Annotated in this window: 20 protein-coding genes and 1 pseudogene; 12 read left to right on the forward strand and 9 right to left on the reverse strand. The window is 64.3% G+C overall.

The window, feature by feature from the left end:
* Window positions 1–164: pseudogene (locus G9C89_RS06480) on the forward strand (IS110 family transposase); the annotation flags it as partial.
* Between the two features lie 272 nt (window positions 165–436).
* Here G9C89_RS06480 and G9C89_RS06485 read toward each other — a convergent pair.
* Entirely contained in the window at window positions 437–922 is a 486-nt protein-coding gene (locus G9C89_RS06485) for a hypothetical protein (RefSeq protein WP_172146444.1), read from the reverse strand.
* A gap of 144 nt (window positions 923–1,066) precedes the next feature.
* Here G9C89_RS06485 and G9C89_RS06490 point away from each other — a divergent pair, with 144 nt between their 5' ends.
* Entirely contained in the window at window positions 1,067–2,029 is a 963-nt protein-coding gene (locus G9C89_RS06490; protein ID WP_172146447.1) for an integron integrase, read from the forward strand.
* Between the two features lie 330 nt (window positions 2,030–2,359).
* On the opposite strand, the gene G9C89_RS06495 is transcribed toward G9C89_RS06490, so the two are convergent.
* The 4 genes from G9C89_RS06495 to G9C89_RS06510 form a co-directional block, all read right to left on the reverse strand.
* The gene (locus tag G9C89_RS06495; RefSeq protein ID WP_172146450.1) at window positions 2,360–3,745 is read right to left on the reverse strand and encodes an alpha,alpha-trehalose-phosphate synthase (UDP-forming); all 1,386 of its coding nucleotides are present in this window, start codon (window positions 3,743–3,745) and stop codon (window positions 2,360–2,362) included.
* Window positions 3,727–5,523 carry a glycoside hydrolase family 15 protein gene (locus tag G9C89_RS06500; protein WP_172146452.1) on the reverse strand — a complete coding sequence of 599 codons (1,797 nt, stop codon included), beginning with the start codon at window positions 5,521–5,523 and terminating at the stop codon, window positions 3,727–3,729. Before G9C89_RS06500 ends, G9C89_RS06495 begins: the two co-directional genes overlap by 19 nt.
* Window positions 5,520–6,341 (reverse strand): trehalose-phosphatase, encoded by an 822-nt coding sequence (gene otsB, locus G9C89_RS06505; RefSeq protein WP_172146464.1) that lies wholly within the window; start codon window positions 6,339–6,341, stop codon window positions 5,520–5,522. Before otsB ends, G9C89_RS06500 begins: the two co-directional genes overlap by 4 nt.
* A gap of 451 nt (window positions 6,342–6,792) precedes the next feature.
* Entirely contained in the window at window positions 6,793–8,136 is a 1,344-nt protein-coding gene (locus tag G9C89_RS06510) for an erythromycin esterase family protein (protein ID WP_172146467.1), read from the reverse strand.
* Between the two features lie 327 nt (window positions 8,137–8,463).
* Here G9C89_RS06510 and G9C89_RS06515 point away from each other — a divergent pair, with 327 nt between their 5' ends.
* From G9C89_RS06515 to G9C89_RS06525, 3 genes are all read left to right on the forward strand, one after another.
* Window positions 8,464–8,712: a hypothetical protein gene (locus G9C89_RS06515; protein WP_172146470.1), complete on the forward strand. Its 249-nt coding sequence runs from the start codon at window positions 8,464–8,466 to the stop codon at window positions 8,710–8,712.
* Window positions 8,709–9,011 (forward strand): cell division protein ZapA, encoded by a 303-nt coding sequence (locus G9C89_RS06520; protein ID WP_172146473.1) that lies wholly within the window; start codon window positions 8,709–8,711, stop codon window positions 9,009–9,011. Before G9C89_RS06515 ends, G9C89_RS06520 begins: the two co-directional genes overlap by 4 nt.
* A 235-nt stretch (window positions 9,012–9,246) precedes the next feature.
* Window positions 9,247–9,618: a nuclear transport factor 2 family protein gene (locus tag G9C89_RS06525; protein WP_172146476.1), complete on the forward strand. Its 372-nt coding sequence runs from the start codon at window positions 9,247–9,249 to the stop codon at window positions 9,616–9,618.
* 332 nt (window positions 9,619–9,950) lie between these two features.
* On the opposite strand, the gene G9C89_RS06530 is transcribed toward G9C89_RS06525, so the two are convergent.
* The 3 genes from G9C89_RS06530 to G9C89_RS06540 form a co-directional block, all read right to left on the reverse strand.
* Window positions 9,951–11,177, reverse strand: coding sequence for an MFS transporter (locus tag G9C89_RS06530; protein ID WP_172146479.1), 1,227 nt, complete (start codon window positions 11,175–11,177; stop codon window positions 9,951–9,953).
* Between the two features lie 88 nt (window positions 11,178–11,265).
* Entirely contained in the window at window positions 11,266–11,988 is a 723-nt protein-coding gene (locus tag G9C89_RS06535; RefSeq protein WP_172146482.1) for a substrate-binding periplasmic protein, read from the reverse strand.
* 195 nt (window positions 11,989–12,183) lie between these two features.
* Window positions 12,184–12,795 carry a LysE family translocator gene (locus G9C89_RS06540; protein WP_172146485.1) on the reverse strand — a complete coding sequence of 204 codons (612 nt, stop codon included), beginning with the start codon at window positions 12,793–12,795 and terminating at the stop codon, window positions 12,184–12,186.
* 396 nt (window positions 12,796–13,191) lie between these two features.
* Here G9C89_RS06540 and G9C89_RS06545 point away from each other — a divergent pair, with 396 nt between their 5' ends.
* The 7 genes from G9C89_RS06545 (at window position 13,192) to G9C89_RS06575 (ending at window position 19,311) form a co-directional block, all read left to right on the forward strand.
* A complete protein-coding gene (locus G9C89_RS06545; RefSeq protein ID WP_172146488.1) occupies window positions 13,192–14,313 on the forward strand; it encodes a beta-ketoacyl-ACP synthase III in 1,122 nt (373 codons plus the stop codon).
* On the forward strand, window positions 14,313–14,924 hold the full coding sequence (locus G9C89_RS06550) for an RNA polymerase sigma factor (RefSeq protein ID WP_172146493.1): 612 nt from the start codon (window positions 14,313–14,315) through the stop codon (window positions 14,922–14,924). The genes G9C89_RS06545 and G9C89_RS06550 overlap by 1 nt, the downstream gene beginning before the upstream one ends.
* Window positions 14,918–15,151 (forward strand): anti-sigma factor family protein, encoded by a 234-nt coding sequence (locus G9C89_RS06555; RefSeq protein ID WP_172146496.1) that lies wholly within the window; start codon window positions 14,918–14,920, stop codon window positions 15,149–15,151. The genes G9C89_RS06550 and G9C89_RS06555 overlap by 7 nt, the downstream gene beginning before the upstream one ends.
* Before the next feature lie 96 nt (window positions 15,152–15,247).
* Window positions 15,248–15,688: an oxidoreductase gene (locus G9C89_RS06560; RefSeq protein WP_172146499.1), complete on the forward strand. Its 441-nt coding sequence runs from the start codon at window positions 15,248–15,250 to the stop codon at window positions 15,686–15,688.
* 436 nt (window positions 15,689–16,124) lie between these two features.
* Window positions 16,125–17,453, forward strand: a complete 1,329-nt coding sequence (locus G9C89_RS06565; RefSeq protein WP_172146502.1) for an OprO/OprP family phosphate-selective porin — start codon at window positions 16,125–16,127, stop codon at window positions 17,451–17,453.
* Window positions 17,454–17,543: 90 nt separating this feature from the next.
* Window positions 17,544–18,668, forward strand: coding sequence for a GNAT family N-acetyltransferase (locus tag G9C89_RS06570; protein ID WP_172146505.1), 1,125 nt, complete (start codon window positions 17,544–17,546; stop codon window positions 18,666–18,668).
* Window positions 18,669–18,834: 166 nt separating this feature from the next.
* Window positions 18,835–19,311 carry an REP-associated tyrosine transposase gene (locus G9C89_RS06575; RefSeq protein ID WP_172146508.1) on the forward strand — a complete coding sequence of 159 codons (477 nt, stop codon included), beginning with the start codon at window positions 18,835–18,837 and terminating at the stop codon, window positions 19,309–19,311.
* Between the two features lie 129 nt (window positions 19,312–19,440).
* Here the strand turns inward: G9C89_RS06575 and G9C89_RS06580 are convergent, their stop codons facing one another.
* Window positions 19,441–21,273 carry an ABC transporter ATP-binding protein gene (locus G9C89_RS06580; RefSeq protein WP_172146510.1) on the reverse strand — a complete coding sequence of 611 codons (1,833 nt, stop codon included), beginning with the start codon at window positions 21,271–21,273 and terminating at the stop codon, window positions 19,441–19,443.
* Window positions 21,274–22,075 lie beyond the last annotated feature (802 nt).

Below are 22,075 nucleotides of genomic sequence, written 5' to 3' on the forward strand. Positions count from 1 at the left end.
AAAAGCTGACTCAGTTACAACGCTGGGCCGTCGAGACCGCCGCGCGCATTGGGCACAACAAAGCGGCTGTGGCCCTGGCCAACAAACTGGTACGGATCTGCTGGGCGGTGTGGTGCCATGAACGACGCTTCAATGGCGACTGGCAGAGCGTAAAGCCCGCCTGACGGCGGAGGTAATCAGGAAGGAGTGATGGTTTTCTAGTGGTTGTGGTGAGCAGCAGCACTGTCGGAACAGGCGAGTCCTGCAGCGGAATAAGGCCGATAACAATGCTGATCCTCGGGATCGTTTGAGCGCTTGGCCCCCGCTGCGCGAACTACAGAATGGCCAGGGCGATAAAGCCCAAAACAGGCCGGATATACGCATGCAACCGCGCTGACGACAGATGCAAAAGAAAGGCTTTACTCACTACTTGTGGGGAGAGTCCATATACGCATTGTTAGAGGAACTTCGGAAGGTTATTCCTGATTCGATATTCTTTAGCAGCTTCGAAGACGATGGACATTCGTGTTGCTGTCTTGTATGAAATTGTGATGTTTAGCAACCCTAAGATTGGAGTGATTATATTCCATATTACATGGCGAATATCTTCTGCGGAAAAAATTGTAGATGAGGCAGGGGCTGTTGAGAGGAATATTGGTGCTGACATGTAGATTAGCGTGAATAAAGTAAATATGGTTACCCCTATAGCTGCTCTGAATAGCGAGATAACGAAATACATTTTGTCTTTTAGTAACGACTCAATAATAATTCGCCTCCTTTCTTCGCGCGTAGCTCTCCATGCTTTTAGTCCGGTAAAAATATTGCTTAATAGTTTTTCAATATTATCCTTTAGGAATCCGGCAAAGATACTGGCAATGATTGCAACAAATACAGCCGAAAACCACCAGCCGGGATCTTTAATATAAGCAGCGATGCTTTCCATGTTTTCCTCTAACTATAAATAGACACCAATTGGTGTGATAACGCTTTTACGGTTGTGGTGGATAACATTCCTTGTCCTCTCGTCTATCCCTGTCTAGGCTAGGCATTGCAGCGGTCGGATGACCGTATAAGGGAGTTATACACCATGGACGGAAAGCCCCGGTTGCTCGATCAGATGCGCGAGCAAATTCGCCTCAAACACTACTCGATTCGGACAGAGCGCGTCTATTGCGAGTGGGTCAGGCGTTTTATTCGATTTCACCACTACCGCCACCCGCTGGAAATGGGGGCTGCTGAAGTCGAGGCGTTTCTTTCCGATCTTGCTGTGCGCCGAGATGTTTCCGCATCCACGCAGAACCAGGCGCTGGCTGCTTTGTTGTTCCTCTACAAGCAGGTACTCAAGCTGGATCTGCCGTGGCTTGGGGATGTCGTCCGGGCGAAAAAGCCTGTGCGTTTACCCGTGGTGTTGAGCATTGCCGAGGTTCGGCAGGTGTTGTCGCGTCTTGAGGGCGAACTCTGGCTGGTTGCCAGCCTGCTGTATGGCTCGGGCATGCGCTTGATGGAGGTCATGCGTTTGCGGGTCAAGGACGTGGATTTCGTCCGGAAGGAGATCCTGATCCGTGACGGCAAGGGAATGAAGGACAGGGTCACGGTGCTGCCGCAGTGCTTGATTCTGCCGTTGCAAGGACACCTGGCCATGGTGAGGGCCATCCACCAGACGGAACTCCAGGCTGGACGCGGCGACGTGTATCCGCCCTTCGCGCTCGAACGGAAATACCCGAAGGCGCCGATGGAATGGGCTTGGCAGTATGTCTTTCCTGCCCCCGGTCTATCGCGAGATCCGCGCAGTGGCAAGGTGCGCCGCCATCATCTCGACGAAAAGCGGGTGCAGCGTGCCTTCAAGGCGGCGGTCAAGGAGGCCGGTATCGTCAAGCTGGCCACCCCGCACACGTTACGGCACTCCTTCGCCACCCACCTGCTGGAAGGCGGCCAGGATATCCGCACGGTGCAGGAGTTGCTGGGCCATGCCGATGTGAAGACGACCATGATCTATACCCACGTACTCAACCGCGGCGGATTGGCTGTGCTGAGTCCGCTGGATCGTTGAGCAGCACAGGGGACCCCCACGATTTACCCTGCAAATCTGCACGGAGATACTCGTGTTGCCTATTACCCGGACGCTCGAGTCCGACAGGCTGTTAGCTATGACTCAGGCACGCTACCGCCTTCCCTGCGCACAACGGGGCTGGCGACTGCGTGGCAAACAAGACAGGGAGTAGCGGCGGTCCTTGCCGGATAGGCGGGGTTGGCTGACATTCCCTTGGATTGGCCGAGCATAGTGCAGTGTGTCGCTCGCGCCAAGGCTCCTGCGGCCTGGCAACGAACACCTGGCGTCTGGTTTGTCCGGGCAAGGCGCTGGCGCTCTGCGTTCCGGCCCTCACTCGGGCGGGCGTCCCGGCCAGGTCAGGGCCTTGATGAAGCTGCGGCCCCAGTTGCGGATGTGGTTGGCCTCCAGCACGGCGTACATCTCCCGGTGGCGTGCGCGGCGTTCCTCCAGCGGCATGTCCAGGGCGCGGTGGATGGCGTCGGCCATGGCGTCGCGGTCGTGGGGGTTGACGATCAGCGCCGCGCCCAGCTCGGCGGCGGCGCCGGCGAACTGCGAGAGGATCAGCACGCCCGGGTCGGCCGGGTCCTGGGCGGCGACGAACTCCTTGGCCACCAGGTTCATGCCGTCGCGCAGGGGCGTGACCAGGCCGATCCGCGCCATGCGCATGATGGTGGCGACTTCCTCGCGCTGGTGGTTGCGGCTGACGTAGCGCAGCGGCACCCAGGAGGCGGCGCCGAAGCGACCGTTGATGTGCCCCACCTTGGCGCTGACCGCGGCATCGATGTCGATGTATTCGGGGATGTCGATGCGGCTGCCGGGGGCGATCTGCAGGTAGCTGATGTGGCCGTGCCACCCGGGATATTTCTCGAGGAAGCGCTCGTAGCCATCGAGCCGGTTGACGATGCCCTTGGAGTAGTCGAGGCGGTCGACGCCGACCATCAGGGTCCGCCCGGAGAGGCTTTCGTCGAGTTCCGCGGCGAAGCTGCTGTGCGTCGAGGCCTCGGCCATGCGGCGAAAACCTGCGGCATCGATACCCACCGGGAACACGCCGACGCGAAAGTGTTGCGGGCCCAGGTGGTAGTGGCGGCCGTCGCGGGTGGTCGCGCCGATCACGTGGGTCAGGTAGCGGGTGAAGTTGCCTGCGTCGTTGTCGGTCTGGAAGCCGATCAGGTTGTATTCGGTGAGCGCGCCGACCACTTCGGCATGGTGGGGCAGGGCGGTGAGGAGGTCCGGCGGGGGCATGGGGATGTGCAGGAAGAAACCGATGCGGTTGGCGTGGCCGCGCGCGCGCAGGGCCAGCGCCAGTGGCATCAGGTGATAGTCATGCACCCAGAGGATGTCGTCTGGCTCGAGGAGCGCATCGAGGCACTCGGCGAAGAACGCGTTGACCCGTTGGTAGCCGTCCAGATCGGCCTCGCTGAACTCCGCGAGATCGAGCCGGTAGTGCAGGATCGGCCAGAGCACGCGGTTGGCGAAGCCGTTGTAGTACTCCTGGAAATCCTGCGGGCGCACGTCGGTGAGCACGTACTGCATGTGCCCGCAATCGACCCTGGTGGGTGGCGGTGGCGCGTCGGACACCTGTCCGCTCCAGCCGAACCAGAGCCCGTCGCGCCCCTGCAGGGTGGCCTCCACCGCCACGGCGAGGCCGCCCGGCGCCGGTCGGCCGTCCTCGTCGGGAAGCGCGACCCGGTTGGAGATCACCACGAGCCGCGACATAGGCCTTCCTCCCAGCTGATGGACAGGCGCATCGCGGTGTTGACCAGGCCGGCCATCGAGTAGGTCTGCGGAATGTTGCCCCACATCTCGCCGGTATGCGGGTGCAGATCTTCAGCCAGCAGGCCGTAGGTGTTGCGCGCGGCGACCAGCTCGGCATAGCGCTCGCGGGCCTCGTCGCGGCGACCGATCGCGGCCAGGGCGTCCAGGTACCAGAACTTGACCACCAGGAACGCGGTTTCGGGCAGGCCGAAATCGTCGGCCGTGGCATAGCGCAGCAGGTGGCCGTTGACGTTGAGCTCGCGGCCCACGCAGTCCACGGTGGCGATGAAGCGCGGATCGCTGGCGTCGATGATCCCCAGCTCGTTCATCAGCAGCACGCTGGCGTCGAGGTCGTCGTGGCCGAAGCTGCCGGTGAAGGATTGGCGGCGCGGGCTCCAGGCTTCGCGCAGGATGCGTTCGCGCAGGCGCTGCGCTTCCGCGCGCCAGGTCGCTGCCGCTGGCGCCAGGCCGAGCCGTGCGGCGATGCGCCCGACCCGATCGCAGGCGACCCAGCACAACAGGGCGGAATGGGTGTGCACGCGCTGGCGACCGCGATATTCCCAGATGCCGGCGTCGGGCTCGAAGGCGAAGCAGGCCGCCCGCGAGGCGAGCGATTCGAGCAGGCGCAACATGCCCTCATCGCCCGGGTTCGGCAGGCGTTGGTCGACGAAGCTCTGTGCCACGGCCAGCACCACGGATCCGAAGACGTCATGCTGGATCTGCTCGGCGGCCTGGTTGCCGACCCGCACCGGCCCGTGGCCGAGGAAACCGGCCAGGTCGGGCTCGATCCGTTCTGTGAGGTCGAGGTCGGGCACGATGCCGTACAGCGGTTTGAGCTCGGCGCCGCCGGCGGCCACCGTGGTGATGAAATCGACGTAGCCCTCCATGGTCTTGGTCGCACCGAGGCGATTGAGCGCGAGGATCACGAAATAGGCGTCGCGCAGCCAGCAGTAGCGGTAATCCCAGTTGCGCTGCGAGCCGGGGGCTTCCGGGATCGAGGTGGTCACCGCGGCGATGATCGCGCCGGTCTCCTCGAAGCTGCACAGCTTGAGGGTGATCGCGGCGCGGATCACCACCTCCTGCCATTCGAAGGGGATTGCCAGCGCGCGCACCCACTCGTGCCAGTAGGCGCTGGTGCGCTTGAGGAAACCCTTGACCACCTCTTCCGGGGCGTCGTCGAGCGGCTCGTCGACGCCCATCACCATGCTGATCGGGCGGGTCAGGGCAAACGGTGTCTCGCGCAGGATGTAGGACAGCGGTGCATCGGTGGTCAGGCGAATGGTGTCGGCGCCGCCCAGGTAGCGAATGTGGCTGGACCCGGCGACGGCGTGGCAGGGCTTGCCGTAGCCATGGGCCGGGCGCATGCGCAGGGTTATGCGGGGCAGCCCCTGCAACGGCTCGATCAGGCGGCACAACTGGGCCGGGCGGAAGTTGCGGCCGTACTGGAGAAAGCGCGGGGCGAAATCGGTGATGCGCACGGCGTTGCCGGCCGCGTCCTGGAGGGTGGTGCCGATGATCGCGGTGTTGCGCAGGTATTCCGAGCGGCTGCTGCTCATCCCGTCGAGCAGGCAGTCGCTGAAACCCTTCTCCTCGTCGCCGGCGAGCAGGCGCGAGAAGGCCGGATCACCGTCGAAGTTCGGGTAGCACCACCACACCAGGCGACCCAGGGTATTCACCAGCGCGGCGACGCGGCAATTACCGATGAGCCCGAGTTCCAGCGCACCCTGGTGCTTGATCATCGATCGGTCCCTCCTGCCGCGCGGACGAGGGCGGCCCGCACCGCCGCCGGATTATCGAAGACGGCGCTGGCGCCGGGCAGCAGGCGCCCGACCGACAGGGCCAGGCCGTTCAGCTCGGGCATCAGGGCCAGGGCGGGCTCGTCGGTCACGTCGTCGCCGATGAACAGCGGGCGCCGCCCGGCGAACGGCGCCACCTCGAGGAAACGCCTGATCGCCTGGGCCTTGTCGCTGCCATGGGCGATGACCTCGAACACCATCTTGCCGGGCAGCAGGCGCAGGCCCGCGCCCTCGGGCTCGCTCAGCAGCGCGCGCAGGGCCGCCGCCAGCGCCTGGCCGGCGGCCGGTGCGGCGCGGTAATGCAGGGCGAAACTGCTGCCCTTGTCCTCGCTCAGGATGCCGGCATGGCTGCGCGCCAGGGCGTGCAGCCGCTCACGCACGGGGGCGGCCAGCGATGCTGCCGTCTCGTGGTGCAGCGGCTCGTCGGCATGCACTCGCCACTGGGCGCCGTGGACACCGCAGGCGGGCAGCCGCAGGGGGGTGAAGAGCCGGTCGAGGTCGTCGAGTGGGCGGCCGCTGACCAGCGCCAGCGCCCCGCCGAGGCGGCGATGCAGGCACTCCAGGGCTGCGCGCAACTCGCGCGGAACGCAGACCGCAGTGGGGGATTCGGCGATATCCAGAAGGGTGCCGTCGACATCGAGAAACAATGCGCCTGCCTGCTTGCGGTCGCTCAGCCAGGCGTCGAGCCGGGCACTTGCCGAAGCCTCGCCAGGCGAGGCACTGGCCGCGCCGGCCCGTCCGTGAACCATCGGACGAGACATGGGCCAATCTCCACATTGCCAACCCGTCGCTGCACGCATCGGCGGCAGCGAACGAGAGGAAGGGAGAACCAAGAATAGCACCGCATGCCAGGGGCATCGACCCGGAGGTGGTTCGTCTGGCGCGACCGCGGCGTACGCCGCGGGATCGGGCGCCGGGTAGGGTGCGCCGTGCGCACCGCTGGCAGACGAAGCCTGGTGCGCACGGCGCACCCTACGTGTCATGACAGCGAGTCCGGCATGGGGCGCCTTTTCCGCCAGCCTCAGAGGCTTGTTTCACCCTAACGCGGATATCCCTGCCATCCATGCAGTTCGGCACCTGCCCATCCGGGTAGGGTGCGCCGTGCGCACCGCTGGCAGACGATGCTGGTGCGCACGGCGCACCCTCCGGGCCATGGTCGCGAGTCAGGGTGCGGATGGCTTTTTGGGCAGGTTTTCTGCGGCTTGTTTCAGCCTAGATCCCGAACGGGTAGGTCTCGTCATCGTGACTGGCGCTGCCGGGGGCGCTGAGCGGTTTGATCGGGTGGGTTTCGTCGAGCCAGATGAAGGCATCGAACTGATCGGCCAGCACGGCCTGGAAGTAGTGGCTTTGCAGCTCGGTCAGCGGCCGGTAGATGACGCCGATGGCGCGTTCGAGCAGGAGGGTGGACAGCCCGTCGCGCAGGGGTTGGCGCTTGGGATCGCGCCAGTCGAGCAGGGCGGCGCCGAGGCCGCTCTGGTGAAACTGATACTCCCAACTGTTCGGGCGCGCCGGGCGGATGTCCTTGATGTGCATCTCGCCATCCCAGTCGTCGGCGGCGGCCACCTGGCCATGGTCGGTGCCCATGCCGATCAGCACGGCGTCGTGCTCCCAGGCAATCCGGCTGAGTTGACCGATGTTGAATTCGCCGCGCCAGCCCATGGCGCTGGCGGCGGCATTGCCGATGTGCGAGTTGTGCGCCCAGACCACGGCTTTCGCCGCGGGGCCGCGGTGCTGCAGCAGGGCCTGCAGGGTCTCGAACATATGCCGGTCGCGCAGGTTCCACGAGGCCGCGGAGCCGCGGTACATGATCCGGTAGTACTGCTCGGCCGCCCGCACCACCCGGGCGTTCTGCGCGGCATTGAAGAGGTCTTCGTGGTCTTGCTCGAAGGCTTGCAGGCGTTTGCCCAGCAGGCTGTTGAGCTGGGCGACCACAGCGTCCTCGCAGGAGCTGCCCTTGCCGTGTTCGACGAACAAGCCATAGCGCGCCGGCTCGTCCTGCCAGCGCGACAGGCAGGCATAGCGCTGGCGTGCCTGCTGGGCCTGCTGCGGGTCGACCTGATCCAGATAATGCAGGACCTCGGCCATGGAGTTGCGCAGGCTGTAGACATCCAGGCCGCGAAACTCGACGCGCTGGTCCTCGCGCAACGGCTGGTTGTGGTGGTGCAGCCAGTGGATGAAGCGCGATACATCGGTGTTGCGCCACATCCAGGTGGGGAAGCGGGTAAAGGCGCTTTGGGTCCAGGCCGAGGCGTTGCGCTGGCGGGCGAAACGGTCGAGCTGCGCGGCATCCGGCCAGTCCGCCTCGACCGCGACTATGTTGAAGCCATGCCGTTCGATCAGGCACTGGGTAATGGCGGCGCGGGTTCGGTAGAAGTCCGTGGTGCCATGACTGGCCTCGCCGATCAGCACCACGCGGGCATCGCCGTAGCGGTCGAACAGTTCGGCGAAGGCGCTGCTGTGCAGATCCGGCAGGGGCTCGGCGTATTGGCGGATGAGTGCCGGCAGGTCGGCCACCTGCGCGGGCGAACGGTTGGTTATTTCGACCGGGGACCCCATGGCGCACCTCAGCTGACGAATCGATCACTTATCAGCTTAGTGCGGCCAGGCTCACGGACTCTGGCGCGGCGACGAACGTGCGCCGTCTGTGTCGGGCACCCTGGCAACCGTCTGCCGGTCAAGGGGAACTCACGGCGGGAAGGGGCTGTCGGACCGACTGAATTGTGCTGGTCCCGCGGGGGTGGCGACTCCAGGGCTCTGGCCTCCATCAAGGGGCCACTGTCGATCTGGGGTGACGTCTGGTCGAAAACGGTGTTTGGCGACACCTGGCTTCTCCCGGGGCTTTTCTTTATTGTGGCGGCCCGCCAAAAAGCTCGAGTAATCAATATGTTGGAAAATAGCCTAAGTCAGTTGGAACAGCTGGTCAGCGACCTTGTGCAGGCGAACAAGGCGCTGCAGAGCGCAAACGTGCAATTGAGCAGCGAACTGGCGCAGATCAAGGATGAAAACGAGACCCTGCAGTTGAGCGCGATCGAGCAGGAAGAGCTGCACAGCGCCACTGTCACGCGGATCCAGGCCCTGGTCGAACTGGCCACCGGCAGCAGCACTGTCAAGGCGAGCCCGGCTAGCATATGAGTGGTGACGGTACAGCGATCAAGGTCATTTCAATCCTGGGTAACGACTACAGCATCAAGGTGCCGGTCGGCCAAGAAGCGGATTTAAACGCGTCTGTGTTGCTGCTCAAGCGCCTGCTGGCGGAGACCAAGGCCCAATCGTCGACCCTGATCGGCGAGCGCCTGCTGGTGCTCACGGCGTTGAAGCTGTGTGCCCAGCAGGTCGAGCTGGAGCAGCGCCATCAGCAGGACATCGAGCGTATCGAGGGCGCGGTCAGCGCCAGAGTCGCCGATATCGCCGGCTTGATCCGCCAGGCCTGAGAGGCGGTGAAAAAACTCCCGCCTACTGCGACCGCCTCCAGGCGCCCGCTGCTGACGTTGCGCTCGATATTTTCACAACCTCTGAGGCCAGATACAGTCGCCGACTGTCGGGGCAAGCCCGTCTGCACCGCGGCGCGCTGCTAGGCTTTTCTATTGGCCAGCCCCTTGGAGGGGCTGTCGATCGGCTCCCGCTGTCGGCCACTGGAGAGTGCCGAGCGGCGCAGGAGTTAAGGCTATGACGGAACTCGCGACAGACAAGCAGGCAATCAACCAGGTGGTGCGCACTTATGTAGAGGGTATGGTGTTCGCCGACCAGGCCCGGCTGCGACAGGCGTTCCATCCCGACTGCCGGATCATCGGCCACTTTCATGGCGAACTGGAGTGGTTATCGCTGGATGACTTCATCGCCGCCATCGAGGCCGAAGGCCCGGACCCGAGCGCTGCCCAGCCCGTATGGGAGTTGGAAAGCATCGATATAACGGGTGATGCGGCCGCGGTAAAGATGACCGATCTGTATTTCGACCTGAAGTTCACGGACTACCTGGCGCTGCTGAAGATCGGGCAGGACTGGGTGATCGTTAACAAGCTGTATTACCACCGTGCTTAGGAGGCGGCTAAGCAACTCCATGGGTTGCAGGCGATCAGCCTAGGCTCCGGCGCGGCCGCAGCGAAGCGCCAACAGACCCTGGGTCTTGAACCCGCCGAAAGCCAAGACTTGCGTCTTGGCTTTTTAATTCGAGTCCGCCGCAGGGCCTGCCCAGGCAAAGCAAGTCCATATACGGATGCAATCCGGGCTACGGTTCTTGGGCATTTCGTAGGCGCGGCGGGGACGCCCAGTCCCATGGCCGCGATAGAGCGCTTCCGCAAGAAAGCATCGCGGGCATGGCCCGCTCCTACGCTTTGCGAGCGTTTGTACATGAATATAGGATCTACGGGGTTTTAGCTGTTCGCGGCGCGCTCGGCTTTGGCGGTTGGTATACCGGGCTGCTGAACCTGCCAGGCCAGGAAGCACACCAGCAGTCCGGCAACGGCGGTGGCGGCACCGATGTAGCCGGTTGACGTCCAGCCGAAGCCGGCGCTGATCGCCAGGCCACCGAGCCAGGGGCCGAGCGCGTTGGCGATGTTGAAGGCGGCATGGTTGGAGGCGGCGGCCAGGGTTTGCGCATCCTGGGCGACGTCCATCAGGTGGGTCTGCAGGGCGGGCGACAAGGCGACCATGGTGCCGACGGCGAACACCGCCGGAAATATGCTCCAGACCGACTGGGCCGCCAGCGGGAAGATCAGCAGCACGCCGGCGCTCCACAGCAGCAGCCAGGCCACGGCCTTGAAACGCAGTTTGTCGAACAGCCAGCCGCCGAACATATTGCCGAGGATGCCGCCCAGGCCGAACGCCGCCAGGGCGAAGGGTATCCAACCTTGCGGCACCCCGGTCACGTTCATCAGCGTCGGCGCCATGTAGCTGAACACGCAGAACATGCCGGCGAAGCCGATCGAGCTGATGGCCAGTGCCAGCCACACGGGCGCGCGGTTGAACGCACGCAGTTCGCGCATCGGGTAGCTGCGCGGTTGCTGTTTATCCAGCGGCAGGAAGATCGCCACCATCGCCACGGTGAGCAGGGCGATGACCCCGACCATGGCGAAGGCATAGCGCCAGCTCAGCCATTGACCGAGCCAGGTGGCGACCGGGTTGCCGATCAGGATGGCGACGGTCAGGCCCATCAGCACCCGGCTGACCGCCTTGGCGCGTTTGTGCGGCGGCGCCATGGACGCCGCCACCAGCATCGCCACGCCAAAGTAGGCCCCGTGCGGCAGCCCGGCGAAGAAACGGTACAGCATCAGGGTCTGATAGTCGGCGGCCAGGGCGCTGGCGAAGTTGCCGACGGCGAATACCGTCATCAGCAGCAATAACAGGTGTCGGCGATACAGGTGCGAACCGAGGATCGCCAGCAGCGGCGCGCCAACCACCACGCCGAGGGCGTAGGTGCTGATCACGTTGCCGACCTGCGGCTCGCTGATGCCCAGGTCCTGGGCGACGTTGGGCATCAGGCCCATGATCGCGAACTCGCCGGTGCCGATGGCGAAACCGCCCAGTGCCAAAGCCAGCTCGATCAGCAGGATCGCGCGGGCAGACAGGCGTGGCAGGGCGGTCGTGGCGTGCTCGGTCATGCTGTTCTCTCGGAAGGGGTCAGGTGTTTTCCGGCTCAGTGCCCCGGCCAGTCTGCTGCAATGGTTCGAGGATTAAAGCTTCGGCGGGTCAGCGGTAGCGCGCGAGGATCTGCTCGAACTCGCCCGCCTGCTTCATCTGCACCAGGGCGCGCAGCAGCGGCATGGTCGGCACGTCCGGTTCATCGCGCACGATACAGGCGACAAGGTCGGCGGCAACTTCCTGCAGCGGCTGGAGTTTATCCCCGGCCGGCTGCTGGCGGTTGAACCATTGCAGCGTCAGTTCGTTGCTGATGGCGTAGTCGTAGCGCCTGGCCTGGAGCTTGGCCAGCGCCAGTTCCTGGGTACGGGCGTCGTCGCGCTGCAGTTGGCCGCTGGCGAACAAGGGGGCGAGTCCGGGGTAGGTGAAACCCAGTACGGTGCCGATCGTCTCGCCCTGCATCCGGCTCAGCTGCACCTGCTGCTGGCTGCGGCCGACCAGCAGGTCGCGCTGGACCATGAACGGCACGCTCCAGATGTATTGATGGTGCGACTCGCTCAGCCAGGTCGGGTTGACGTAGCAGCGCACGTCGATTTCACCGCGCTCCAGCATCTGTTGAATGCGCAGGCGCGGGCGCACCAGCATTTCGGCGCGGCGGCCGACCTTCTCGGCCAGCCGCTGTTGCAGGTCATAGAGGACGCCGCCGGTGGCCTGGCCGTTCTCGATGTGGACCATGGGCATGGCCCAGCTTTCGCTGACGGAAAAGCGCAACGGCCGTTCTTCCGCGGTGGTGCCGAGGCTCAACAGGATCAGGGCAAGTAACAAGCAGCGCATAGGGGCGTCATTCGGTTTGCGCCAGGCGACTTGTGGCCTGCCTGGCGGTGGTGGGATGAAACAGCCTCCTGGTGTGCTGCCTCAGAGTTATTGTTTCGCTGACACCGGCTCGTAGGGTGTGCGGGGCCGCCTAGGCCGTGCGCACCAGGCACCCGGGTTGTCAGTGGTGCGCACAGCGCACCCTACACAGGCCTGCTAGCGGGTCATCGGCAAGGCCGCGCCCATCAATGCAAAAAGTCCGCCGCAGCAGCGGTTGAAGCCTTTGCCGCTGCGCTCCAGCCAGGGGCGGATGCGCTGGGCGGCGCGGGCCAGCAGGTATTCGACGAGGCCCTCGACCAGGGCAAAGGTCAGCGCCATTACGGCGAATTGCAGCCAGAGGCTGCGCTGCGGGTCGAGGAACTGCGGCAGGAAGGCGCCGAAGAACAGGATCACCTTGGGGTTGGACAGGGCCGAGAGCAGGCCCTGGCGAAATAATGCCGGGCCGGGTTTGGCGGCGCCCGGGACGACGGCGGCCAGGTGCAGCGCCGGTGCCCGCCAGAGCTGGATACCGAGCCAGATCAGGTAGGCGCCGCCGAGCCATTTGAGCAGGATCAGGGCGTCGACCGAGGCTTTCAGCAGGGCGCCGATGCCGAACATCGACAGGGCCATCAGCACGGCGAAGCCGCTGACGCCGCCAGCCACCGTCCACAGGGTGCGGCGATGGCCGTAGAGCGCGCCGTGGGTCAGGGCCAGCAGGCCGTTGGGTCCGGGCGTCAGCGCCAGGCCGATGACGGCGGTCAGGTAGAGCAGCCAGGTGTGCAGGGCCATGCTTGGGTATCCGTCGCAGATGGTTGTTCTTGAGCGTTGGCAGAACCAGGCGCCCATCTTTTCTCCGCAGGGCGTGCCGGTCAAGCCGACTCTGCGGCTGGCGGTGAAGAGGTCCGGTTTTATCGCCTGCCGGGCGCGCAGACTACACTTGTTTGGGGCTGCCGGCCGCTGCTTGGCACCGCTCTACGGATAACCGACAGACCGCCAGTCAAGCGCTTGTTTGAGGGGCGGGCGAAACTGTTTTGGCTGTGGCACACTCTGCGGCTTGGAATGGGGTGTGCCTTTGCCAGGCTGTTATCACCCCGCCGGCTCCCAGACCTTATGCCGATGGCCGCCCGCCAGCGGCTGCCTGGATAATTGGCCGCCCCGCGCGGCGAGAGAACAAGAGGATTGACCGTGCACAAAGCCGTGATCAGTGGTACCGGCCTGTATACCCCAGCGAACAGTATTTCCAACGACGAGCTGGTTGAATCCTTCAATGCTTATGTGCAGCAATTCAATGCCGCCAACGCCGCGGCTATTGCCCGCGGCGAAGTCGAGGCGCTGATCGAGTCGAGTAGCGCCTTTATCGAGCGGGCGTCGGGGATCAAGAGCCGCTTCGTGATCGACAAGGACGGCATTCTCGATCCGCAGCGCATGGTGCCGCGCATTCCCGAGCGCTCCAACGAGCAGTGGGGCATCCTCTGCGAGATGGCCGTCGCCGCTGCCCAGGAGGCTCTGGCCCGTGCGGGCAAGACCGCCGCGGATATCGACGGGGTGATAGTCGCCTGCTCGAATCTGCAGCGCGCCTACCCGGCAGTGGCCATCGAAGTACAGGCGGCACTGGGCATCCAGGGTTTCGGCTACGACATGAACGTGGCCTGCTCCTCGGCCACCTTCGGCCTGCAGGCCGCGACCAACGCCGTCCAGCTCGGCCAGGCGCGGGCGATGCTGTTGGTCAACCCGGAAATCTGCACCGGCCACCTGAACTTCCGTGATCGCGACAGCCACTTCATCTTCGGCGATGCCTGCACCGCGGTGATCGTCGAACGGGCCGATCTGGCCACCTCCGCGAATCAGTTCGACATCGTCAGCAGCAAGCTGATCACCCAGTTCAGCAACAACATCCGCAACAACTTCGGCTTCCTCAACCGCGCGGCGGAAGAGGGCATAGGCGCGCCGGACAAGCTGTTCATCCAGGAAGGCCGCAAGGTGTTCAAGGAAGTCTGCCCGATGGTCGCCGAGCTGATTGCCAGCCATCTGGCGGAAAACCAGTTGAACGTCAGCGACGTCAAGCGCTTCTGGCTGCACCAGGCCAACCTCAACATGAACCTGTTGATCGCGCGCAAGCTGCTCGGCCGCGATGCCGAGCCGGGCGAGGCGCCGGTGATCCTCGACAGCTACGCCAATACCAGTTCGGCCGGTTCGGTGATTGCCCTGCACAAAAACCAGGACGACCTGCCGAAGGGCGCCCTGGGCGTGCTCAGCTCCTTCGGCGCCGGTTACTCGATCGGCAGCGTGATTCTGCGTAAGCGTTGATGGACTACCCGTCCGATAGTGCGCTGCTCGCCCGCCTGCTGGCCGGCGAGGAGAAGGCCTTCCGCGAATTGGTCGCCACCTATCAGGGGGCGATGCGCGCGGTGGCCTTCGCCATTGTCGGCAGCCGCAATGCCGACGAAGTGGTGCAGGACGCCTGGCTGGCGGTGGTGCGCAATCTGGACGGGTTTCAGGGCCGTTCCAGCCTCAAGACCTGGTTGCTGACCATCACCGCCAACACCGCCAAGACCCGCCTCAAGCACAATCGCCGCGAAGTCCTGCTGGACGACCTGCCAGGGCCGCACGGCACCATCGGCGACGAGCGCTTCGCCGCGGATGGCCACTGGTTGCTGGCGCCCCACGCCTGGCATCAGGACAGCCCGGATGCCCTGCTGACTGCCGCCGAGTTGCGCGAGTGCCTGGAGAAAACCCTGGGCAGCCTGTCCGAGTTGCAAGGCAGCGTGCTGCAGTTGCGTGAACGCGAGGGCCTGGAGTTGGACGAGATCTGTAATCTTTTGCAGGTCTCGCTCTCCAATGTCCGGGTGTTGTTGCACAGGGCGCGCCTGAAGGTGTTCGCCACCCTGGAGCATTTCGAGGAGACCGGCCAATGCTGAGTTGTAAGGAGCTGGTGGCACATTCCAGTGATTTGTTGGATGGCCGGTTGAGCTTGCGTCAGCGCTTGGCCGTACGCGCGCACCTGGCCATGTGTTTGCGCTGCCGGCGTTTCATCAAGCAGATGCGCCTGAGCCAGGCCGTATTGCGCCAGCTGCCGCAAGCGCCGATCGCCGAACTCGATGCCCTGGCCGCCAAGTTGGCCGAGTTGCGGCGCCAGCAGCGTTGAGAGAGTCTCCAGGGGGGCTCGTCGCCCCGCCTTTTATTGGCCGCCACCCAGCCTATGCTTAACAGGCCAGTCACTATCCAGGTGCGGGAGGATGGGATGCCATCGATTACCAACCACGACGCCTGGTTCGCCGGTCTCAAGGCGCTCGGCCATGACGACTTTCCCAAGCGTTGTCGCAACTGCGGCCGGGTCTTCGCAAACGAGGTGGATTACTTCCAGCAGACCCAGGCGATCCGCCCCGAGATCACCGGCCTGAAGGCGGTCGTCGACGATGCAGGGCCGCTGGTCGAGGTCTTTCGCAACTGCGTGTGCGGCTCCACCCTGCTGGTCAACTGCATGTCGCGGCGCGACGACTCGGCAGCCGGGAACAGCCGGCGGCGGCTGTTTAACGAACTGCTTGGCTACCTCGTGCACCACGGCGTCGATCGCGCTCAGGCGCGGATCGAGTTGTTGCGGGTGGTGGCCGGCGAGCGCAGCGCAGTGCTGGAAACCTGGTACGGCCAGATCGCCGCGCGGGGTGCCAAGGTCGAGGACTGAGAGCTTGTGCAACAACTCCCGCCTACCGCGGCCGTTTCCAATCCCCCCTTACGCTCCGCCCATTACCTCGAACAATCCGCGCTCCATAGGCTGTCACTCGCCGCAGGCAGTGCACCAATGGTTCATCGGCGCGGCACCAAGCTGGCGGGCTGTCGCTTCGCGCCGAACGGATCGCCGCCCCCCGGACCGCCCTACCTCCGAACGGACGCCGCCCGGTCTTCTCGCACGAGCAACCTGCTCCGCAGCGACTCGCCCTCGCTACTCAGGGAACCCATTCCTGCTTATAGAAATTCGAAGTAAAAAAGTTCCGCTGTCATCAAAAATTTATATATCAGCAACTGGGCTGACATAACCCGTCGCCAAGATTCCCTGCAGCACGAACGAGCGCGATCGCTCGGGTGTTTTCAACACTAAACGTCTATTAGAGGAATCTTCGATGATCCGTAAGCACAGCTTCCGTGGAGCAATGGCCGGCTTCGCAGCCAGCGCCCTGGCTCTGGCCGTTTCCGCCCAGGCTTTCGCTGGCACCGTCACCACTGACGGCGCCGATATCGTGGTCAAGACCAAGGGTGGCCTGGAAGTGGCGACCACCGACAAGGAATTCAGCTTCAAGCTGGGCGGCCGCCTGCAGGCCGACTACGGTCGTTTCGACGGTTTCCACACCAGGAACGGCGAAACCGGTGACGGCGCCTACTTCCGTCGCGCCTTCCTCGAGCTGAGCGGTGTCGCCTACAAAGACTGGAAATACGTGATCAGCTACGACTTCGCGCACAACGCCGGCAACTCCGACGATGGCTATTTCGACGAAGCCTCGATCGCCTATACCGGCTTCGCCCCCGTCACCCTCAAGTTCGGCCGCTTCGACCCGGACTTCGGCCTGGAAAAGGCCACCAGCTCCAAGTGGATCACCGCCATCGAGCGCAGTGCCATGTATGAAGTCTCCGACTGGGTCAACGGTCACGAGAACGGCCTGGGCGCGCAAGTCAGCGCCGTTGTTGGCGGCATGGCCTGGGTTTCCGCCGGCTTGTCCGCCAAAGACAACAACGATACCGACGGCGACAGCGTCAAGCAGTTCAACGCCCGCGGTGTGTTCGCCCCGATGGCCGAGTCGGGCAACGTATTGCACCTGGGCCTGAACTACGCCCAGCGCGACCTGGATGATGCCGCCATCGACGGCCGGATCCGTCCGCGTCTGACCGTGCGTGGCGTCTCCACTGCAGGTGGTAACGACGCCGGCGCCAACGGCAACCGCGCCACTTTCGGCGGTTTCCAGGGAGTTGCCGGCGACTTCGACAATGACGCCGCCTGGGGTGCCGAACTGGCCTGGGCCCTTGGTCCGTTCTCGGCCCAGGCCGAATACCTGAGCCGCACGCTGAAGGCCGATCGCGCCACCATCGAAGACGTCGAAGCCAGCGGTTACTACGGCCAACTGGCCTACACCCTGACCGGCGAATCGCGCGGCTACAAGCTGGACGGCGCCAAGTTCGACAGCATCAAACCGGCCAACAAGCAGATCGGCGCCTGGGAAATGTTTTACCGCTACGACAGCATCACCGTCGAAGACGACAACATCGTCACCGCAACCGCTACCCGCGAAGTGGGCGACACCGAAGCCCAGCTGCACACCGTGGGCGTCAACTGGTACGCCAACGAGGCGGTCAAGGTCGCCGCCAACTATGTGATGAGCTCGACCGACAAGATCACCAACAACGTCGGCGACGATGACGGCGATGCGGTGGTGATGCGCCTGCAGTATGTGTTCTGAGTAAACGCACCACGAGTACAACGTTGCTCCCTTCAAGCCCCGCCGCGTGCGGGGCTTTTTTTCGTCAGGACAACAGGCCAGACTGCGGTCATGCCTATATCGACCCTGTCTGCGTTGAACGAGCTGGATGCCTCGAGCTGGGATGCCTTGCGCATCGATCAGCAGCCTTTTCTGTGCCACGCCTTTCTCTCGGCGCTGGAAGACAGCGGCAGCGTGGGCGGCCGCAGCGGCTGGCAGGCGGCGCATCGCGTGTTGCAGGACGGCCGGGGGCGGGTGCTGGCGGCCATGCCGGCCTATATAAAAAGCCATTCCTATGGCGAGTACGTGTTCGATCATGGCTGGGCCGATGCCTGTCACCGTGCGGGCATCGACTATTACCCCAAGCTGCTCGGTGCCATTCCCTTCTCGCCGGTGAGCGGGCAGCGCTTGCTCGGCGATCCGCTCGCCGCCGGGCGATTGCTCGATGAACTGAGCGCCAGCCTGACGCAGCAGGGGCTGTCGAGCCTGCATATCAACTTCACCAGCCCGGCCGATGATGCGTTGCTGCAGGGGCGTGACGGCTGGTTGCAGCGCCTCGGCTGCCAATACCATTGGCACAACCGCGGCTACCGGGATTTCCAGGATTTTCTCGATGCCCTCAGTTCACGCAAGCGCAAGCAGATGCGCAAGGAGCGCGAGCAGGTGGCGGGGCAGGGCATCGAGTTCGACTGGCGCGAGGGCCATCAGCTCAGCGAGGCCGAGTGGGATTTCGTCTACCTGTGTTACGCCAATACCTACCGGGTGCGCGGCCAGTCGCCGTATCTGAACCGGTTGTTCTTCAGCCTGCTGGCCGAACGCATGCCGCAGATGATTCGCGTGGTGTTGGCCCGCCGGGGCGGCCGGCCGGTGTCCATGGCGTTCAGCCTGACCGGTGGCGATAGCCTGTATGGCCGCTATTGGGGCTGCCTGGCGGAGTTCGATCGGCTGCACTTCGAGACCTGTTTCTACCAGGGCATGGAGTATGCGATTGCCCAGGGGCTGCAGCGTTTCGATGCCGGCGCCCAGGGAGAGCACAAGCTGATCCGCGGCTTCGAGCCGGTGATCACCCGCTCATGGCACTACCTCTGCCATCCGGGCCTGCGCGCGGCGGTGGCAGATTTCCTCCAGGACGAGCGCCAGGGTGTGCAGGGTTACGCCGAGGACGCGCGCAGTTTGTTGCCGTATCGGCAGGGCTGAGGTTTTTTCGCGGGCATGGCCCGCTCCTACGGGTGATTGCGGTGACAATTATGTAGGAGCGGGGGGGACGTCCAGTCCCATGTCCGCGAAGCGATTACAATTTTGTGGGTATGACCCCATACCGTAGGAGCGGGCCATGCCCGCGAATTTCTCAAGGAGAACGCTTATGGACGAGCATCACAGCCATAAAAAACCGGGGCACGCGGCCTTGCGCAAAGGCCGGGTTTCCCTGAGCAATACGGCTTATCTAATCACCGCAACCAGCGAAAACCGCGAACCGCTGTTCACCCACTTTCCTGCGGCCTGCTCGGCCGCGCGCTGCTTCGAGGACGCCACCTTGTTCAGGGAAAGCCGCATGCTGGCCTGGGTATTGATGCCGGATCATGTGCACTGGTTGCTTCAGCTTGGAGAGACCGACAGCCTCGGCGAGGTGATTGGCCGACTCAAATTCGCCAGTTCTCGCCACACCAACCGGGCCCTGAATCGAACGGGTCCACTCTGGTCGAAAGCCTTTCACGATCATGCCCTGCGCGAAGAGGAAGACCTGCAAGCCGTCGCCCGTTACATCGTGGCCAATCCGCTGCGCGCGGGGCTGATCAAGCGAATCGAGGATTATCCGTTCTGGAATGCCATCTGGCTTTGATCCGACTCGGCGATGGTTGGTGCATCCAACATCGCTTCGCGGGCATGGCCCGCACCTACAAAAAGCAGCGCATGCCGCCATCCGGTAGGAGTGGTGGGGACGCTTAGGTCCATGGCCGCGAAGGGGGGATCACTCCACCCCGACGAAGCCGCCGGTCTGGTGCTGCCAGAGGCGGGCGTAGAGGCCGCCACGTTCGATCAACTGGCTGTGGCTGCCGGTTTCGACGATGCGGCCCTGCTCGATCACCACCAGGCGGTCCATGCGCGCGATGGTCGACAGGCGGTGAGCGATGGCGATCACCGTCTTGCCCTGCATCAGGGTATCCAGGCTTTCCTGGATCGCCGCCTCGACCTCGGAGTCGAGCGCCGAGGTGGCTTCGTCGAGCACCAGGATCGGCGCGTCCTTGAGCAGCACGCGGGCGATGGCGATACGTTGGCGCTGGCCGCCGGAGAGCTTGACCCCGCGCTCGCCGACTCGGGCATCGAAGCCGCGGCCGCCCTGGCCGTCGTCGAGCAGGGGGATAAAACTGTCGGCGCGGGCCTTGCGCACGGCTTCCAGCAACTCGACATCGCTGGCGCCGGGCTTGCCATAGCGCAGGTTGTCGCGGATCGAACGGTGCAGCAGCGAGCAGTCCTGGGTGACCACGCCGATCTGCGCACGCAGGCTCTCCTGGGTCACCGCGGCGATGTCCTGGCCGTCGATCAGGATGCGTCCGTCCTGCAGGTCGTAGAGGCGCAGCAGCAGGCTGACCAGGGTCGACTTGCCGGCGCCGGAGGGGCCGACCAGGCCGATCTTCTCGCCGGGGCGCACGCGCAGATCGAGGCCGGCGATCACCCCGCCGGGCTTGCCGTAGTGGAAGTGGATGTGCTCGAAATGCACTTCGCCACGGCTGACCTGCAGCGGCTTGGCCTCGGGCCGGTCGCACACCTGGCGCGGCTGGACGATGGTGTGCATGCCGTCCTGCACGGTGCCGACGTTCTCGAAGATGCCGTTGACCACCCACATGATCCACTCGGCCATGTTGTTGATGCGAATCACCAGGCCGACGGTCAGGGCGATGGCGCCGCTGCTGATCAGGTCCTGGCCCCACAGCCACAGGGCCAGCGCCGCGGTGGCGGCGATCAGCAGGCCGTTGAGGCAGGTCACGCTGAAGTCCAGGGCGGTGACGGTGCGGGTCTGCAGGCGCACCTTGTCGAGCAGTTCCTGCATCGCCTCGCGGGCGTAGCCTTCTTCCTCGTGGGTGTGGGCGAACAGCTTGAGGGTGGTGACGTTGCTGTAGCCGTCGACCACCCGGCCCATGAGCTTGGAGCGCGCCGCCGAGGCCCTGGCCGAGCGGTTCTTGATCCGCGGCACGAAGTACCACAGCAGCAGGCAGTAGCCGGCCAGCCACAGTGTCAGCGGCAGCATCAGGCGCAGGTCGGCCGCGGCGAACAGGTACAGCGCGCTGCCGGCATAGACCAGCACGTGCCAGAGCGCGTCGACCACCTGCATGGCCGAATCACGCAGTGCCGGGCCGGTCTGCATGATGCGCTGGGCGATGCGTCCGGCGAAGTCGTTCTGGAAGAAGCTCAGGCTCTGCTTGAGCACGTAGCGATGGTTTTGCCAGCGCACCAGGTTGGTCAGGTTCGGGGTAATCGCCTGGTTGGCCAGCAGGTCGTGCAGACCGAACACCACTGGGCGGATGAGCGCCACCACCACGAGCATCCACAGCAGCTCGCCACGGTAGCGGCTGAAGAACTCGGCGCTCGGCGTGGCCTGGGCCATGTCGATCAGCCGGCCGAGAAAGCTGAACAGCGCCACCTCGATCAGCGCGGCGAAGAAGCCGACCACCAGCACGGCGAACATCAGCGGCCAGACCTGACGCAGGTAATAGACGTAGAACGCCAGGATGCCCGTCGGCGGTGCGGCGTCCGGGCTGGCCTTGAATACGTCGATCAGGGCTTCGAAGCGGCGAAACAGCATCTCAGGCATCCTGCCTTGGCGGTGGTAGGAGTACTGATTCTATCCCTTAACCCGCAGGCGCTCGACTGCCGGGTAAAGCCGCAGGGTGCAGGCCACCTCAGGGCGCAGATGTCTGCTGTCGAGCATCGACAGGGACTCCGGCCCGTGCGGTCAGCGCTCGGCGGCTGAGCCCGCAAGCCTCAATTATCGGCCGTTCCGGCACTCTTGCGCCTGGCACCTGTCCATAAAGGTGAGGGGCGGCTTAACCCGCCTGGCCCGAATTCGGGCGTCCACTCACTAGTAATGGAGTTCATACATGCGTATTTCATTTCTGTTACCCGCATTTTTTGCCCTGACGTTGATGGGGTGCGACGACGAACCGGCCAAACCCAGCGCGCCGCCGGCGCCACCACCGATGGAGCAGCAGGCCCCTGCGCCGGCGGAGCCCATGCCAACTGAGCCCATGCCTGCCGAGCCTATGCCAAGTGAGCCTATGCCCGCAGAACCCGCACCAGCAGAGCCTGCCGAGGATGACTACCAGCAGTAAGCTGTGAGGTGTGCATGGCCGGTTCCCGGCTTGAGGTGGGGAGCCGGTGCTATAGGCTGCACGGCAGGGCCGCCCTACGATCTGGTGCAAGCCAGAATCCGTAGGGTGTCACTCGCCGCAGGCAGTGCGCCAAGGTTGCGTCGGCGCGACGCAAAGCGGGCGAGCTATCGCTGCGCTCCGAACGGAACGCCGCGCTGTACAGTGCGGCGCCTTGCCGAGAACGCCTGAAGGCACCCTCGTCACGGCGCTCGATATTTTTACAACGCCTGAGCGCTC

The organism is Pseudomonas tumuqii (assembly GCF_013184545.1).
Taxonomy (GTDB): domain Bacteria; phylum Pseudomonadota; class Gammaproteobacteria; order Pseudomonadales; family Pseudomonadaceae; genus Aquipseudomonas; species Aquipseudomonas tumuqii.

Excerpts from the sequence above, each read along its gene's own strand:
- G9C89_RS06485 (WP_172146444.1), bottom strand. The coding sequence starts at position 922 with ATGGAAAGCATCGCTGCTTATATTAAAGATCCCGGCTGGTGGTTTTCG.
- G9C89_RS06490 (WP_172146447.1), top strand. The coding sequence starts at position 1,067 with ATGGACGGAAAGCCCCGGTTGCTCGATCAGATGCGCGAGCAAATTCGC.
- G9C89_RS06495 (WP_172146450.1), bottom strand. The coding sequence starts at position 3,745 with ATGTCGCGGCTCGTGGTGATCTCCAACCGGGTCGCGCTTCCCGACGAG.
- G9C89_RS06500 (WP_172146452.1), bottom strand. The coding sequence starts at position 5,523 with ATGATCAAGCACCAGGGTGCGCTGGAACTCGGGCTCATCGGTAATTGC.
- otsB (WP_172146464.1), bottom strand. The coding sequence starts at position 6,341 with ATGTCTCGTCCGATGGTTCACGGACGGGCCGGCGCGGCCAGTGCCTCG.
- G9C89_RS06510 (WP_172146467.1), bottom strand. The coding sequence starts at position 8,136 with ATGGGGTCCCCGGTCGAAATAACCAACCGTTCGCCCGCGCAGGTGGCC.
- G9C89_RS06515 (WP_172146470.1), top strand. The coding sequence starts at position 8,464 with ATGTTGGAAAATAGCCTAAGTCAGTTGGAACAGCTGGTCAGCGACCTT.
- G9C89_RS06520 (WP_172146473.1), top strand. The coding sequence starts at position 8,709 with ATGAGTGGTGACGGTACAGCGATCAAGGTCATTTCAATCCTGGGTAAC.
- G9C89_RS06525 (WP_172146476.1), top strand. The coding sequence starts at position 9,247 with ATGACGGAACTCGCGACAGACAAGCAGGCAATCAACCAGGTGGTGCGC.
- G9C89_RS06530 (WP_172146479.1), bottom strand. The coding sequence starts at position 11,177 with ATGACCGAGCACGCCACGACCGCCCTGCCACGCCTGTCTGCCCGCGCG.
- G9C89_RS06535 (WP_172146482.1), bottom strand. The coding sequence starts at position 11,988 with ATGCGCTGCTTGTTACTTGCCCTGATCCTGTTGAGCCTCGGCACCACC.
- G9C89_RS06540 (WP_172146485.1), bottom strand. The coding sequence starts at position 12,795 with ATGGCCCTGCACACCTGGCTGCTCTACCTGACCGCCGTCATCGGCCTG.
- G9C89_RS06550 (WP_172146493.1), top strand. The coding sequence starts at position 14,313 with ATGGACTACCCGTCCGATAGTGCGCTGCTCGCCCGCCTGCTGGCCGGC.
- G9C89_RS06555 (WP_172146496.1), top strand. The coding sequence starts at position 14,918 with ATGCTGAGTTGTAAGGAGCTGGTGGCACATTCCAGTGATTTGTTGGAT.
- G9C89_RS06560 (WP_172146499.1), top strand. The coding sequence starts at position 15,248 with ATGCCATCGATTACCAACCACGACGCCTGGTTCGCCGGTCTCAAGGCG.
- G9C89_RS06565 (WP_172146502.1), top strand. The coding sequence starts at position 16,125 with ATGATCCGTAAGCACAGCTTCCGTGGAGCAATGGCCGGCTTCGCAGCC.
- G9C89_RS06570 (WP_172146505.1), top strand. The coding sequence starts at position 17,544 with ATGCCTATATCGACCCTGTCTGCGTTGAACGAGCTGGATGCCTCGAGC.
- G9C89_RS06575 (WP_172146508.1), top strand. The coding sequence starts at position 18,835 with ATGGACGAGCATCACAGCCATAAAAAACCGGGGCACGCGGCCTTGCGC.
- G9C89_RS06580 (WP_172146510.1), bottom strand. The coding sequence starts at position 21,273 with ATGCTGTTTCGCCGCTTCGAAGCCCTGATCGACGTATTCAAGGCCAGC.